The following is a 12,335-nucleotide window of genomic DNA, read 5'->3' as shown; positions in this document are numbered from 1 at the left end:
GGACACACCGAGTCGGTTCAGCCGCGAGCGAGTGATCGCCGACCTGCCCGGAGGGCGACGGGGCTCCAAGTCGTGCTGTCTAGTCCATCTCGACAATCCAACTGGGCATCGTCGACTCTCAAGAATTTGTCCACATGCTGTGAGAGACTCGCGTCCGTGCATCGGATCTACACAGCATTCGTGTCATCGACCTATTTAGATTTGGTCGAACAAAGGCAATTGGTTTCCAATCAACTGCTTAAACACGATTGCTTTCCGTTTGGCATGGAGCTTTTTCCATCAACGGGCGAAAGCCCTTGGACTTCAATTCTCGAGGGAATCACCTCGGCCGACTTTTGCGTATTCATCATAGCAGGCAGGTACGGCTCCATCGTGCCAGGAATGGATATATCCTGGACTCACCGTGAGTTCAGAGAGGCCGTCAAGCAGAACAAGCCGATGATCGTGCTCCTGCATGATAAAATCGAGGATCTACCTTCTCGGTGGTGCGAAAATGATCCAGTCCAACAACAGCGCCTCGAGCGATTCCGACGAGAGGTTGAGGCCCAATCTGGCGTCTGCTTCTTTCGGGCAGACGTGGGTCTAGTCAGCGGGCTTACAGCATCGATTCGTAAGCTGCAGTCGACAGCGTCTATCACGGGATGGATCCCGGCAGGCATTAACCCAATGTCGGTGCAAGAAACCGACTTTACCCACACGTACGACTTGGTTGAGGCAGAACACATCCTGTCGCGAAACTCAACAGATCCAAGTAAACTTGACATCACCTATCGAGGGCGTCGTCGCCTCCGCTCCAACATCGCCGAGGGAGTTCGATCGTTTGCGCAGGATTTTAGTCGGAGTTCGGATTCGCTGCCCTTTAGCAATGTCAATCCGCCAATGTTCGAGCTGACCTTCGGACATCGCTCGCTAGCTGGGGATATCCGCCTTGAGGAACCGCGAAAATCATCTGGCAGTACGTTCGTACAAGACGTGTATTTCGATCCGCCTCTCCAGTTGGGAGAGAAGGCGGAGATTGAACTTGTGGGCTTTCTGCCGCGATACCGATTCGCGTCCCTCGAGGATACTTTGAGTTTTGGCTCGAGAACGCCATTGGGGCCGTTGAAATTTGACTTCATCTCGCGCGCAATTGCATTTCCGACACGACGGCTGATCCTCCAGGTTTTCCTGCCCGCTGACCTGAATTGCATACCCGTTGGACCGAAAACTGGCCGCGCCACGAGCATTGACGAAGCAGCGAGCGCAGCACTTGCACAATCCGGGCACTACACCAGATGGGATGGCCATCTTGGCGATATTCCTGGGACTTTCATGCGGCTCGATCTCCCAGAGCCGCGCTTCCGTCAATACTATCGACTGTGTTGGCAACCTCCCCGCGCCAGTAGGTAGCGTGACAGATCCTTCCGAAAGTCCATTAGCGGGAAACCGGCGGCATCTGTTAAGCCGGTGAATCGGTGCGGGTCGGGCCCAGCCTCCGATGGCCTGGCCGGCCGAGTGCCATAAGCCGCCGCCTGGGCCGAGAGCCGAGACGACGTGGTCGGCGCCGATCATGCCGGCCATCGCGCAACTTCGGTCGCGCGGGAGGCCGATCATGTACGGATGCGCAGGAGCTGCAGTGCTCGGCCGTCGAGCTCGAGCGGACGCTCGACGAGCTGGCCGACCTGATCGTCCTGGGGATGCTCCCGCGCTGAGCGCGAGGGTCACTCGATCCCGAGCGCGACCTCAGTGGACTTCACCAGCGCGACGACCTGGGAACCGACCTGCAGACCGAGGTCCTCGGCGGACTCGCGGGTGATCGAGGAGGTCAGGATCTGGCCGCCGGCCAGCTCGACCTTGACGACGGCCATGGCCTCACCGGTGGTGATGTCGACGACGGTGCCGGCGAGCTGGTTGCGCGTGGAGAGCCGCATGAGGGCCTGCTTCCTGGAGAGGTGACGGGCTGCCCACGCTAGCCCAACCGCGTCGCTTCTCCCCCGAGATGACAGGCCCGGTCCGTCGTGCTTAGATGATAATGATTGTCGTTGGCACGAAGGGATCGAAGATGGACAAGCACAGCCGACGGACGACGTCGTGAGGACGCCGCTGCTCGTCGTCACCGGCGTCGACCCCGTGGCCATGAACGCCACGCTGATGAGCCTGGCATGGGACCTGCCGCGCGCGGTGTCGGTGCGGCACCGCATCGACCCGCACTCGCAGGTGCTCAGCCGCGTGGTCAGCGACGCGACCGGCGTGCTCGAGCGCGAGCAGGTGCATCTGGAGCACGCGTGCGTCACCTGCGCGCTGCGCGAGGACATCCTGCCGACGCTCGAGCGGCTCGCCGCCGACGGCCGGTGGAGCGCGATCGTCTCCGGCCTGCCCCTCGCCACCGAGGCCGCCCACCTGGCCCACCTGATCTCCGCCGACCGCCGGCTCGCGCGGCGCCTGCGGCTCGGCGCCGTGCTGGCTGCGATCGGCACCGGCGACGTCGTCCGCGACCTGCTCAGCGACGACCTGCTGCGCGAGCGCGACCTGCACACCAGCCCCGACGACGACCGCGGCGTCGGCGAGGTGGCCTGCGCCCAGGTGGAGTACGCCGACCTCGTCGTGCTCGACGGCGACCCCGGCGCCCCGGCCCGCGACCTGCTGGCCGCGCTCGCCCGTCCCGACGTCCCGCTCGTGGCCGGCGCCGCCGAGCTCGATGCCGCCGAGCTGACGACCCGCCGCCACCGCCCCGGCGTCAGCACCGCGTGGTGCACCCCGGGTCTCGACGTCGAGCTGCCGCCGCTGGCCTCCGAGCACGCGTTCCGGCTCGACCTGCACTCCCCGCGTCCCTTCCACCCCGATCGCCTGCTCGAGGACATCGAGCGGCTCGGCGGGGGGCCGCACCGCACCCGCGGCTCGTTCTGGGTGCCCACCCGCCCCGGCGACCAGCTGGAGTGGTCGGGCGCCGGCGGCCAGCTCAGCGTCGGCGCCCACAGCGCCTGGGGACGCCGCACCCCGACGACGCGGATCGTCGTCACCGGTCTCGGGACGCCCCCGCCCTGCCTCGCTGCCGCCTTCGACGAGCTGCTCCTCACCCCCGCCGAGGCGCTGCTCGACCAGCGCACCTGGGACGTGCCCGAGGACGGGCTCGAGCCCTGGCTCGGCGACATCCGCGACGTCGCCTGAGCCGCCCCGCCCCACCCGCACGCCACCACCCCCGCCCGCACCAAGCACCGGAAGGACCCGCCCATGGCCGTCCCCAAGCGCCGCACCTCGCGCAGCAACACCCGCCACCGCCGCTCGCAGTGGAAGGCGACCCCCGCCGACCTCGTCCCCGTGACGATCGACGGCATCACCCACCGCGTGCCCCGCGCGCTGCTGCGCGCCGTCGAGCGCGGCTACCTCGACCCCGCGACGGCCGGCCGATGAGCGCCCGCCGCCCCTCGTCCGGCGGCGCCCGGGCCGGCCGGGCCCGCCGCAAGCCCCTGCTGCCGCCGCACGTCGACGCGGTCGACTACAAGGACGTCGCGCTGCTGCGCACGTTCATCTCCGACCGCGGGAAGATCCGCTCCCGCCGCGTCACCGGCCTCACACCCCGTCAGCAGCGGATGGTGACGCGCGCGGTGAAGAACGCCCGCGAGATGGCCCTGCTCCCCTACGTCAGCACCGGCCGCTGAGCCGCCCCGGCTCTTTCGACAACCGACCCAGGAGGCACCCGTGAAGGTCCGCAACTCGATCCGCTCGGTCAAGAGCCAGCCCGGCTCGCAGGTGGTGCGCCGCCGCGGCCGCATCTACGTGATCAACAAGCGCAACCCGCGGCTCAAGACCCGTCAGGGCTGAGCCGCCGTCCCCCGAACCCACCGATCCAGAGAGGACGCCCGTGTCCCGCGTCTGCCAGGTCACCGGAGCCACGCCCGGCTTCGGCCACCACGTCTCCCACTCCCACCGCCGCACCAAGCGCCGCTTCGACGTCAACGTCCAGCGCAAGCGCTACTGGGTGCCGAGCCTCGGCCGGCATGTGACGCTCACGCTCAGCGCTCGCGGCATCAAGACCGTCGACCGGCGCGGCATCGAGGCCGTCGTCGCCGACCTCCGCGCCCGCGGCGGGAAGATCTGATGGCCCGCCGCGGCAACGACGTGCGGCCCATCGTCAAGCTGCGCTCCACCGGGGGCACCGGCTACACGTACGTGACCCGCAAGAACCGCCGCAACGACCCCGACCGGCTCGTGCTGCGCAAGTACGACCCCCGCCTGCGGCAGCACGTCGACTTCCGCGAGGAGCGCTGATGGCCAAGACCTCCAAGATCGTCGCCGACCAACGGCGCCGCCGCACCGTCGAGCGGTACGCCGAGCGACGCGCCGCGCTGAAGCAGGCCGTCCGCACCGCCAGCAGCCCTGAGGAGCGGGACGCCGCCGTGCGCGCCCTCTCCCGGCTGCCGCGCGACGCCAGCCCGGTGCGGCTGCGCAACCGCGACCAGATCGACGGACGCCCGCGCGGCTACGTCCGCAAGGTCGGGCTCTCGCGGATCAACCTGCGCACCCTCGCGCACCGCGGCGAGCTGCCCGGCGTCACGAAGTCGTCCTGGTAGCCGCTCAGCACCGGTACTGCGCGAGCAGCCCCTGCAGCTCCTCGGAGGTGGCGGCCAGCGCGGTGGCGGCCTCGAACGACACCTGCGCGTCGGCGCGGGTGGAGTCGGCCGCCCGGGCCACCTCGGTGATGTCGCGGGCGATCTCGGTGGCGCCGTCGGCGACCTCCGAGACGTGACGGGCCATCGCGCTGGTCGTCGCGGTCTGCTCCTCGACGGCCGCCGCGATCGCCTGCTGGATGCTGTTGATCTCCTCGACGATGCCGCCGATGCGGCCGATCGCGGCCACGGCGTCGTCGGTGCCGTTCTGGATCGCGTCGACCAGCGAGGAGATCTCGGTGGTCGAGGTTGCCGTCTCGCGGGCCAGGGTCTTCACCTCGTTGGCCACGACGGCGAACCCGACGCCGGCCTCACCCGCGCGCGCCGCCTCGATCGTGGCGTTGAGGGCCAGCAGGTTGGTCTGGCTGGCGATCGCACTGATCACCTTCACGACCGCGCCGATCTTCTCGCTCGAGCTGCCCAGGCCGCTGACGACGCCGCGCGCGCCCTCCGCGACCGCCACCGCCCGCTGCGCCACCTCGGCGGCCTCGACGGCCCGCTGGGCGATCTCCTGGATGCTCGCCGAGAGCTGCTCGGCGCCCGTGGCGACCTCGCCGATGCCGGCGGAGACCTGGGTCGAGGCGGACGAGGCGTTGCCGGCGCGCGACGACGTCTGCTCCGCGCCCGCGCCCATGCCCCGACTGCGGACGGTGAGCTCGTCGGCGGCGGTGCCGAGCAGCTCGGCGGTGCGTCCGATCTCGCCGATGTTGGCGCGCATCGCCTCGATCAGCCGGGCGACGCCCGCGGCGAGCTGGCCGACGGCGTCGTCGCCGGTGACGGTGACGGGCCGGGTCAGGTCGCCCTGCACGGCCGCGGAGACGACCCGCAGCAGCTCCTCGACCTTGGCCGCGAGCTCGCGGGCCTCGCGCTCGCGCTCCTCGGCGAAGCGACGCTCGGCCTCGATCCGCTCGGCGGCGGCCTGACGGTCGCGCTCGGCGGCGATCCGGTCGCCCTCGGCCTGGACGCGCGCGGCCTCGGCCTGCCTCTCCGCCTCCATGCGGGCCACGGCCGCCTGCTGCTCGGCCTCGACCTCGAGAGCGCGTCGCTCGGCCTCCGCCCGCTCCAGCGCGGCGACGCGGTCGCGCTCGGCGGCCTCGAGCGCCCGGGCCTGCGCCTGACGCGCCTCGGCCTCCCGCTCGGCCTGGGCACGGGCCACCGCCGCCTCGGCCTCGCGCAGCGTGCGGGCCGCCTCGGCCACCGAGCGGCCGATGTCGCCGAACTCGTCGCGCCCGTCGGGCACGTCGAGCTCGCCGTCGCCGGTCTCGCCGTGGGCCAGCGCCTCGACGGCGGCGACGGTGCGCCGCGCGTCGTCCCGGGTGCGACGGATGACCGCAGCGGTGAACAGGGCCGCGACGAGCAGGCAGACGACGCCGATCAGCAGCACCCGGTGCTGCTGGGCGACGAACCCGTCGATGCGCGCCTGGAGGAGCGCGTCGAGCGCGTCGGCCGCGGCGGGGACGGCCGTCGTCGCCGCGGCGGCCACGGGCTTGGGGTCGGCGGCAGCCGGCTTGCCGAGGGTGTCGGTGAGCCGGGTCTGCAGCGTGTTGACCGCGGCGGCGACGTCGGAGACCGGCGCCAGGCGGCCCTCCAGTCCGGCCGCGTGGGTGGAGGCCACGGCGGTCGTGACGTCGGAGTTCAGCGCCTCGGACGCGTGGACGAGGCCGCCGGCGATCAGCGCCTGGTCGGCCACCGCCTTGGTCTGCGGCTTGGCGCCCGGCCCGACGGCCGCCTCGGCCGCCGTGGTGAGCGCCAGCGGCATCTGCACGACCAGGGCGTCCATGACGTAGAAGGAGTCGAGATCGGGGTCGAGGATCAGCTGCGAGCTGTTGCCGGCGGTGCTGATCAGCGCGCCGAGCGCCTTCGCCAGCTCGACCCGCGCGGCCGGGGTGTCGGCGGACGCCAGGCCCGTCACCGCGGTCAGCGCCTCGTCCAGGCCCAGCTCGGGGTGCGCGGCGACGGCGGCGCGCAGCGGCTCGAGGTCGACGGGCTGCTGCGCGGTGGCCTGCGCCATCGCCAGCAGCGCCGGACGCAGCACCTCGACGCCGGCCCGCTCGTTGCTCGCGAAGGCGATCTGGCCGTTCGTCGTGGTCAGGAACGCCTGGCCCAGGACGCCCGTCGGCACCAGCAGGACGACCGCCAGCACCACCAGCCGCAGCGTGAGCCGCAGCCTCCGCACCACGGCGGTGGCCGGTGACAGCACGACGTCAGCCGCCCGCCCCAGTCCCGAGCCGATCTCGTCACGTGCCGCCATCACATGCCCCCCATGTCGAGCTGCGCGCCGGCTGCGCGCCTCCCGCGGCCACCCATCGGCCGGGTGAAGCGGGCTCTTAGGCGCCCCGCGTCGTCGGTCGGCCTCTGTCTGGACCAGTGCCGCCGATCGGAGCCTGCGCGCGTGTCGCTCCCCGTGCCGGCGGCTGTGACGTGGTGGGCCGGTCAGCCGCGGCGGCCCGCGCCCGCGGCGAAAGCCTCCAGCGCCTCGACGGCCTCCGACGCGAGCCGGACGCGGGCCTCCTGCACGACTTTGCCTGCCCACAGTGGTGCAGCAGACCCAGTGACGCCACCCGCAGACGTCGCGATCGCCACCGCGACGAGGATGATCGGCGTCGTGGCCGACCTCAACCTCGTGTGCTCCCCCGGCGGCGGCACGCCGTCGATCCGGCTGGCGAGTCCGCAGGGCCGCTGGCTGATGGTCGCGACGATCCTCGGCTCGGGGCTGGCGGCCGTGGACGCGACGGTCGTCAACGTCGCCCTGCCGGCGATCGGCCGCGACCTGGGGCTCGGGTTCAGCGGCCTGCAGTGGACCGTCACCGCGTACACGCTCACCCTCGCGTCGCTCATCCTGCTCGGCGGCTCGGCGGGCGACCGGTTCGGCCGACGGCGGGTGTTCGTGCTCGGCGTCGCCTGGTTCGCCCTCGCCTCGCTGCTGTGCGCGGTGGCCCCGACCGGCGGCGCGCTGATCGCCGCCCGGGCGGTGCAGGGCGTCGGCGCCGCGCTCCTGACGCCGGCGAGCCTGGCGATCATCCAGGCCACCTATGCCGACGCCGACCGCGCGCGGGCCGTCGGCACCTGGTCGGGCTTCAGCGGTGTGGCCTCCGCCCTCGGGCCGTTCCTCGGCGGCTGGCTGCTGGACGTCGGCACCTGGCGGCTGGTGTTCCTGGTGAACCTGCCGCTGGCCGCGCTCGTGCTGTGGCTGACCTCGCGGCACGTGCCGGAGACCCGCGACCCCGCGGCGTCCGGCCGGCTCGACCTGCCCGGCGCGCTGGTCGGGGCGATCGGGCTCGGCGGGCTGTCGTACGCGCTGATCGCGGCGCCGACCGACGGCGCCGGCTCGCCGGCGGTGCTCGTCGCCGCCCTGCTCGGCGTGCTCGGACTGGCCGGGTTCGTCGTCGTGGAGCGGCGCAGCCGGACGCCGATGATCCCGCCCGGCGTCTTCGGCTCGGTGCAGTTCCGCGCCGTCAACGCCGTCACCCTGCTCGCCTACGGCGGCATCGGCACCACGCTGTTCCTGCTGGTGATCGAGCTGCAGGTCGCGTCGGGCCTCAGCCCGCTGCTGGCCGGCTCGGCCCTGATGCCGATCACGGTGATCGTCGTCCTGCTCTCCTCGCGTAGCGCGCAGCTGGCCGCGCGCGTCGGACCGCGCCGGCAGATGACCCTCGGCCCGCTGGTGCTCGCCGGGGCGACGCTGCTCGGGCTGCGGCTCGGACCGGACGCCTCGTACCTGCGCGACGTGCTGCCGCTGGTCGTCGCCTTCGGCTGCGGGCTCGCGCTGATGGTGGCTCCGCTGACGGCGGCGGCCCTCGCCGCGGTGCCGGTGGAGCACGCCGGGGTCGCCTCGGGGGTCAACAACGCGGTGGCCCGGGCCGGGCAGCTGCTGGCGGTCGCGGCGATCCCCGCGGCGGCCGGGCTGGGCGGCGCGGCGTACGCCGATCCGGCCGTCTTCCTCGACGGGTTCCGCGCGGCGATCTGGGCGTGCGCCGGGCTCTTCCTCGTCGCTGGACTCCTCGCCGCGGCGACCGTGCGTCGGGGATGATGCCGGGGTGCATCCCTCCCCCCGCTCCCCCCGCCGCTCCGCCGTGCTCCCGGCGCTCGCCGCGCTCGTGACGCTGGCCCTCGGCCTGGCGGCCGCACCGGCGACGGCGGCGGCGCCGCATCCCGTCGCCCCGCAGGACGACGTCGCCAACATGGCCGAGGCGTACGGCCGGATCACGGGCCCGGGCGGGCAGCTGCAGAACCCCGCGTACCTGCCGGCGCTGGCCACCCAGGTGCCGCTGGTGACGGTGACCCAGCTGCTCGCCCAGCTCGCCGATCCGCTGCGGCTGTCGGTGACGCCGGCGCTGGCCGTGCCGGGCTGGAACGTCGGCAACCCACTGCGCGCCGGCTGGGACGGCACCCGGGGTCGCTCCCGGACGGTCGCCTTCACCAATCGGTACGGCGCCCGCCTGGCCGGCACGCTCTACGCGCCGCTCGAGGGCGCCCGCGACCCGTACACGGGTCGGCCGCTGCAGGCGCCGTACCCCGCCGTGGTGCTCACGCCGGGCTCCGTCGGCGGCTCGCAGGGCATGTACCGCTGGCTCGCCCAGGACCTCGCCGAGCGCGGCTACCTGGTGCTCTCCTACGACGTCCAGGGCCAGGGCACCTCCGAGACCCTCCCCCACACCACCGGCCAGGCCTTCCCGTTCTGCAACCCGTTCGACGGGGTGCAGGGCGATCCCGCGCAGGGCACCGCGGACGTCCTGCCGTGCCCCGGCGTCCCCTTCCAGCAGCTCTCGAACTTCACCACCGGCACGGTCGACGCCCTGGACTTCCTGACCTCCACCCCGACGGCGCGCTACCCGAACCCCGGATCCGCCGGCACCCGCGTCGACGGGTTCAACCCGTGGTGGCGGCTCTTCGACCGCTCGCCGCTGCCGCGCCCGACCGCGCCGGGCCGGACGTCGCGCATCGCCGTCATCGGCCACTCGATGGGCGCGTTCGCCGCGAGCCGGGTGCAGGGCTACGACCGCCGGATCTCGACGATCGTCGCGCTCGACAAGCTCGGCAACGTCGACACCGGCCTGCCGATCCCGACCGTCACCGGCACGGTAAAGCCGGTCGTCCCGGCGCTGGGGGTGCAGTCGGAGTACGGCTTCGCGGTGACGCCCGCGCTGCTGTCGGGCGGCTCCTCGCTGTTCCCGGCCCCGAGCCCCGAGGGCGTCGACCCCGCGCGCGAGAAGGCCACCGGCTTCGACCGCTGGACGAAGGCCGGCGTCGACTCGATGGTGCTCGTGCCGCGCGCCAGCACCCACCTGGAGTACACCGACATCCCGCTCGTGCTGCCCGCCTCCCGCTACGGCCAGGCGCTGACCAGCGCCATCACCCAGCGCTGGCTGGACCGCTACCTGCGCGGCGGTGCCCTCGCGCCCCTGCTCGCCCCGCGTCTGCGCTACCTCGAGCCGACCGGCAACGGGGTCTGGGCGCCGATCACCCTCGATCGGCCCGGGATCTCCAGCGAGCGGTTCTGCTCGGCGTACTCGCTGCGTTCCGGTGCGCGACGGCTCGTGGACGGGGACTGGACGAAGGTCGGCTGCTGAGGCGGCTCGGACCTACCCGCTGAGCCGCAGCGAGGATCGCGTCGGCCGAGCCGTCGTCCGGTGTCCGGTGGGCGTGGTGATGCGGATGGTGTGGGGCGTGCCGGGTGGTTCTTGGGCGTCGGGTGAGTCTGGTGGGTCGTGGTGCCAGCCGGGTTCTTCCTTGACCTGGTTGCAGGTGACGCAAAGACCTTGGGCGTTGGCGTAGGAGGTGGGGCCGCCGTCGGCGTGGCGGCGGACGTGGTCGAGGTGCCGGATGGGTGCGTTGCAGTACGGCGTGCGGCACCAGCGGTCGCGCAGGGTGATGAGCTCGGCGAGGCAGGGTGGGAAGTTGCGGGAGCGGGAGTCCAGGCCGATCAGAGCCCCGGCGTGAGGGTGGACGAAGAGCCGTTTGACGGCGACGCGTTGGCCGGCGTCGAGGGCGGAGCGGATCCAGCGGCGGGCGAGCTCGGCGGGCAGGCCGTCGAGGTGGATGGTGCCGGACGGGTCGGTCAGCGTCGCCGTGCCATCAGTCTCATCGCCAGGAGCGCGGAAGAGGTCGTCAGCGGCCATCACGAGCCGCAGCTGCACCGGCTCCGGCGGATCGGTCATGGCCGTGTCGCGTCCGGTGAGCCGGGCGACGAGGAGGTCGGCCATCACGGCGGACTCGGAGTCCGCGGTGCCGGTCTCCCCGGCCGCGACCGCCTTCGTGGCGGCGGCCTTGAGTGCGGCCAGGCAGGCGACGCCGTCGCGGATCGGCAGCGCGGCGTGAAGGTGCACCAGGTGATCGCGTCCGGGCCGCAGGGTGACGCGGCGTCCGCCCTCGGCGTGGCGGATCTGGGCCACCACGCCGGCGGGATCAAGGCGGGCGGCATGGCCACGGACGAGGGAGGCGAGCTCGCGGTCGCCGAGCCGGGCGGCGTGGTCGGGGTCGCCGCACACGGCGGCGTCGATCTCCAGCCGGTGGTCGAGGCTGAGCATGGCGGTGCCCGCGGCGACCATCCGGGCCCGCTCCAGCGGCAGCCGTCCGGCCTGACAGGCCGCCCAGGTCGCGGGCAGCTCAGTAGGCAGCACCAGCGCCAAAGAGACGAACGCCCGGCCCTGGTGCGGGGAGACCCGCCGTGCCAACCCGACCTCAGCCCCGACCGACGCCCGCAGCCGCGACAGCCGGGTCAGCTGCTCGTCCCGGGTGAGCGTCCGCCTCGGCGGACGCTCGGCCTCCCGCACCCCCACCAGCGCCGCAGCAAGCCGCACCTGCCGCGCCCGCAGGGCGTTCACCGCGTCCTCCAGCAGCCCGATCTCCTCCACCAGCTCTACCGCGCCGGGCGGCAGCGACCGCCCGGCCACCGTGGCCGGCACGCCAGCAAGACTCCCGAGATCGAACACATGAGCGATTCTATGCGGAATGGCACAGGAATGGAACAGGAAATCCACCGAGAATGTGCTCGAGACTATTTCCACAGCCGGTGGAAATAGGTGCAGGAATCAGCCCTGTGGGCGAGAAGTGGCCTGCTCTCCCGCGTCCGACGCGGCGAAGCGCCGCACCGAGGCGTCCTGCTGCGCGAGCCGACGCAGGGCGATGATCACCGGCTCGAGCAGGATCGTGCCGACGACCGCGACCCGCACGGCGTCGCCGCGCGAGTCGTCCGGCACCGTCTCGACGTCGACCGACGCCATCCGTCGCGCCGCCTCGGCATACGCATCGGCATGCGCGTCGGTGACCTCGAAGCCTGCCGCCTCGAGCGCCGCGAGCGCGGCCGCGAGGTGACGCAGCGCCGGCGTGGCCGGATCGACGAGCCACCCCCAGCGCTCGAGGTGGGCGAGCGCCGGCGCGAGGTCGGGCTCGACGTCGGCCTCGGGGCCGGGGAGCTCGGCGCTGGCCGTGGCGAGGGCGTCGAGGACGGTGAGCGAGTCGTCGTCGACCACCGCGAGCACGGTGCGCGCGCGGGCGATCGTCAGCCCGCCCGGGCCAAGCAGCGCCCGAACGAGGGCGAGCCGCTCGACGTGCGCGTCGCCGTACTCGGCCTGGGTCGCGGAGGTCGCGCGACCCGGCGGCAGCAGACCCTCGCGCAGGTAGTACTTCACCGTCGCCACCGGGACGCCGCCGCGTTCGGCGAGCTGCGAGATGCGCACGTCGGACCTC

At 72.4% G+C, this 12,335-nt stretch carries 14 protein-coding genes; 10 read left to right on the top strand and 4 right to left on the bottom strand.

All coding sequences use genetic code 11. The features are described from left to right. Nucleotides 1-156: 156 nt before the first annotated feature. Entirely contained in the window at nucleotides 157-1,389 is a 1,233-nt protein-coding gene (locus tag K8Z61_RS03145) for a DUF4062 domain-containing protein (protein WP_224126604.1), read from the top strand. A gap of 311 nt (nucleotides 1,390-1,700) precedes the next feature. Here the strand turns inward: K8Z61_RS03145 and K8Z61_RS03140 are convergent, their stop codons facing one another. After that, a complete protein-coding gene (locus tag K8Z61_RS03140) occupies nucleotides 1,701-1,910 on the bottom strand; it encodes a molybdopterin-binding protein (RefSeq protein WP_224126603.1) in 210 nt (69 codons plus the stop codon). A gap of 160 nt (nucleotides 1,911-2,070) precedes the next feature. Between K8Z61_RS03140 and K8Z61_RS03135 the strand changes: the two genes are divergently transcribed. The 7 genes from K8Z61_RS03135 (at nucleotide 2,071) to rpsN (ending at nucleotide 4,550) form a co-directional block, all read left to right on the top strand. Then, nucleotides 2,071-3,147, top strand: coding sequence for a GTP-binding protein (locus K8Z61_RS03135; protein WP_224126602.1), 1,077 nt, complete (start codon nucleotides 2,071-2,073; stop codon nucleotides 3,145-3,147). Nucleotides 3,148-3,210: 63 nt separating this feature from the next. Further along, entirely contained in the window at nucleotides 3,211-3,390 is a 180-nt protein-coding gene (rpmF, locus tag K8Z61_RS03130) for a 50S ribosomal protein L32 (RefSeq protein ID WP_224126601.1), read from the top strand. Continuing rightward, nucleotides 3,387-3,638 carry a 30S ribosomal protein S18 gene (gene rpsR / locus K8Z61_RS03125; RefSeq protein WP_224126600.1) on the top strand — a complete coding sequence of 84 codons (252 nt, stop codon included), beginning with the start codon at nucleotides 3,387-3,389 and terminating at the stop codon, nucleotides 3,636-3,638. Before rpmF ends, rpsR begins: the two co-directional genes overlap by 4 nt. Before the next feature lie 40 nt (nucleotides 3,639-3,678). After that, nucleotides 3,679-3,801 carry a type B 50S ribosomal protein L36 gene (gene ykgO / locus K8Z61_RS03120; RefSeq protein WP_224126599.1) on the top strand — a complete coding sequence of 41 codons (123 nt, stop codon included), beginning with the start codon at nucleotides 3,679-3,681 and terminating at the stop codon, nucleotides 3,799-3,801. Between the two features lie 40 nt (nucleotides 3,802-3,841). Continuing rightward, the gene (rpmB, locus tag K8Z61_RS03115; RefSeq protein ID WP_224126598.1) at nucleotides 3,842-4,078 is read left to right on the top strand and encodes a 50S ribosomal protein L28; all 237 of its coding nucleotides are present in this window, start codon (nucleotides 3,842-3,844) and stop codon (nucleotides 4,076-4,078) included. Continuing rightward, the gene (rpmG, locus tag K8Z61_RS03110; protein WP_224126597.1) at nucleotides 4,078-4,248 is read left to right on the top strand and encodes a 50S ribosomal protein L33; all 171 of its coding nucleotides are present in this window, start codon (nucleotides 4,078-4,080) and stop codon (nucleotides 4,246-4,248) included. Before rpmB ends, rpmG begins: the two co-directional genes overlap by 1 nt. Beyond that, complete coding sequence (gene rpsN / locus K8Z61_RS03105; protein ID WP_224126596.1) at nucleotides 4,248-4,550, top strand: 30S ribosomal protein S14; 303 nt, start codon at nucleotides 4,248-4,250, stop codon at nucleotides 4,548-4,550. Before rpmG ends, rpsN begins: the two co-directional genes overlap by 1 nt. 4 nt (nucleotides 4,551-4,554) lie before the next feature. Here rpsN and K8Z61_RS03100 read toward each other — a convergent pair whose 3' ends face one another. Further along, on the bottom strand, nucleotides 4,555-6,846 hold the full coding sequence (locus K8Z61_RS03100) for a methyl-accepting chemotaxis protein (protein WP_224126595.1): 2,292 nt from the start codon (nucleotides 6,844-6,846) through the stop codon (nucleotides 4,555-4,557). A 351-nt stretch (nucleotides 6,847-7,197) separates the two neighbouring features. Between K8Z61_RS03100 and K8Z61_RS03095 the strand changes: the two genes are divergently transcribed. Together K8Z61_RS03095 and K8Z61_RS03090 are read left to right on the top strand one after the other, a co-directional pair. Continuing rightward, nucleotides 7,198-8,676 carry an MFS transporter gene (locus tag K8Z61_RS03095; RefSeq protein ID WP_224126594.1) on the top strand — a complete coding sequence of 493 codons (1,479 nt, stop codon included), beginning with the start codon at nucleotides 7,198-7,200 and terminating at the stop codon, nucleotides 8,674-8,676. A 7-nt stretch (nucleotides 8,677-8,683) separates the two neighbouring features. Next, the gene (locus tag K8Z61_RS03090; RefSeq protein ID WP_224126593.1) at nucleotides 8,684-10,216 is read left to right on the top strand and encodes an alpha/beta hydrolase; all 1,533 of its coding nucleotides are present in this window, start codon (nucleotides 8,684-8,686) and stop codon (nucleotides 10,214-10,216) included. A gap of 12 nt (nucleotides 10,217-10,228) precedes the next feature. On the opposite strand, the gene K8Z61_RS03085 is transcribed toward K8Z61_RS03090, so the two are convergent. Together K8Z61_RS03085 and K8Z61_RS03080 are read right to left on the bottom strand one after the other, a co-directional pair. Further along, the gene (locus K8Z61_RS03085; RefSeq protein WP_224126592.1) at nucleotides 10,229-11,578 is read right to left on the bottom strand and encodes an HNH endonuclease; all 1,350 of its coding nucleotides are present in this window, start codon (nucleotides 11,576-11,578) and stop codon (nucleotides 10,229-10,231) included. A 99-nt stretch (nucleotides 11,579-11,677) separates the two neighbouring features. Next, nucleotides 11,678-12,325, bottom strand: a complete 648-nt coding sequence (locus tag K8Z61_RS03080; RefSeq protein ID WP_224126591.1) for a MerR family transcriptional regulator — start codon at nucleotides 12,323-12,325, stop codon at nucleotides 11,678-11,680. Nucleotides 12,326-12,335: the final 10 nt, after the last annotated feature.

It is taken from the genome of Nocardioides sp. TRM66260-LWL, from assembly GCF_020075545.1.
Lineage (GTDB): Bacteria > Actinomycetota > Actinomycetes > Propionibacteriales > Nocardioidaceae > Nocardioides.
The sequence above is the reverse complement of the archived record's forward strand: the minus strand, read 5'-3'. Positions and strand labels throughout refer to the sequence as shown.

Excerpts from the sequence above, each read along its gene's own strand:
- K8Z61_RS03140 (WP_224126603.1), bottom strand. The coding sequence starts at position 1,910 with ATGCGGCTCTCCACGCGCAACCAGCTCGCCGGCACCGTCGTCGACATC.
- rpmF (WP_224126601.1), top strand. The coding sequence starts at position 3,211 with ATGGCCGTCCCCAAGCGCCGCACCTCGCGCAGCAACACCCGCCACCGC.
- rpsR (WP_224126600.1), top strand. The coding sequence starts at position 3,387 with ATGAGCGCCCGCCGCCCCTCGTCCGGCGGCGCCCGGGCCGGCCGGGCC.
- rpmG (WP_224126597.1), top strand. The coding sequence starts at position 4,078 with ATGGCCCGCCGCGGCAACGACGTGCGGCCCATCGTCAAGCTGCGCTCC.
- rpsN (WP_224126596.1), top strand. The coding sequence starts at position 4,248 with ATGGCCAAGACCTCCAAGATCGTCGCCGACCAACGGCGCCGCCGCACC.